Here is a 1,201-nt window from a genome sequence, read left to right on the forward strand (position 1 = left end):
GCGGCGCGTGCTAATGGTTGTCGGTTTCCGGGGTCACCGATTCGCCTCCGGGCTCAGCGGTCGGCCTCGTCCAGCGCCGCCCACAGCTCGTCGAGCGTCGCCTCGTCGGCCGCGGCGACGTACAGGTCCCCCTCGCGCCGGACCGCGGCGCCCGCCTCGGTCGCCAGCAGCTCCGTGACGGCCTGCTCCTCCTCGTCCGGATGGAACTGCACGAGCCCTTGGAGCCGACCGCGGGCCAGCAGCCCCGAGTGGACCGTCGGCGCCCAACTGTCGAGCACGCGCTTGACGCGGTCGTCAAGCGCGCCTCGGATCGCGTCGACCTCGGCCGCGAGCGCCGGGTCGCGGGGCACGTCCCGGCCGACGATCACCGCGACCGTGGCGCCCGCCACGTCGCTCCCGACGCCCGCCGCGGCCCGCGCGTCGGCGGCCGTGACGCGGTCGCCGCCGTACCGGACTCCCTCGCCCGAGCGCGCGACGTACGTCTCGTCCGTCGCGGGCTGGTGGAGCGCCGCGACGAGCGGCGACCCTTCGCGGAGGACCGCGACCGAGGACGCGAACGTCGGCAGGCCCGCGGCGAAGTCGTTGGTGCCGTCGAGGGGGTCGACGATCCACCGGTACGGCCCGTCGCCGGGGAACTCGCCGGCCTCCTCGGCGAACACCGCGTGGTCCGGGAACGCCTCGCGCACGACGGGGAGCATCCGCGATTCGGCCGCCACGTCGGCCGCCGCCTTCACGTCGTGGGCCCCGTACTCGGCCTCGGCGTCGCCGTCTCGGTACCGGGCGCGCAGCTCCGCGCCGCCGGCGAGGACGGCCGCCCGCGCGACCGCCTCGATCTGGTCGTGATCGGTCACGCGACCGGATTCGACGGGGGAACTGAAACGCGTTCCGGTGGCCGGCGCCGGGCGGACGAGCGGCCTACCGCCCGACGATTCCGGAGAGCCGCTCGCGGAGCGACTCGCCGCCGAGCTTGAGGTAGTAGGCGTCGCCGCCGTCCTCGTAGTAGTCGTCGATCCGCCGGACCACCTCGAAGCCGAGGTGCTCGTAGAAGCCGAGCGCCCGCTCGTTCGTCGTCCGGGCGTGGCAGGTGACCGACCGGTGCGCCTCGGCGACGTCGGCGACGAGCCGCTCCGCGTGGCCGCGTCCCCGGTGGTCGGGGTGGACGGCCAGAAAGAGGATGTACCCGTCGCGGCGGACCGAGGCG

At 75.3% G+C, this 1,201-nt stretch carries 2 protein-coding genes; both read right to left on the reverse strand.

The window, feature by feature from the left end; all coding sequences use genetic code 11:
- Nucleotides 1–53 precede the first annotated feature (53 nt).
- On the reverse strand, nt 54–851 hold the full coding sequence (locus tag DJ75_RS15315; protein WP_094525291.1) for an inositol monophosphatase family protein: 798 nt from the start codon (nt 849–851) through the stop codon (nt 54–56).
- Nucleotides 852–915: 64 nt separating this feature from the next.
- Nucleotides 916–1,201 (reverse strand): N-acetyltransferase (locus DJ75_RS15320; protein WP_141212068.1); only part of this gene is annotated, 286 nt, incomplete at its 5' end.

This window comes from Halorubrum sp. Eb13, from assembly GCF_002252895.1.
In the GTDB taxonomy this organism is placed as follows: domain Archaea; phylum Halobacteriota; class Halobacteria; order Halobacteriales; family Haloferacaceae; genus Halorubrum.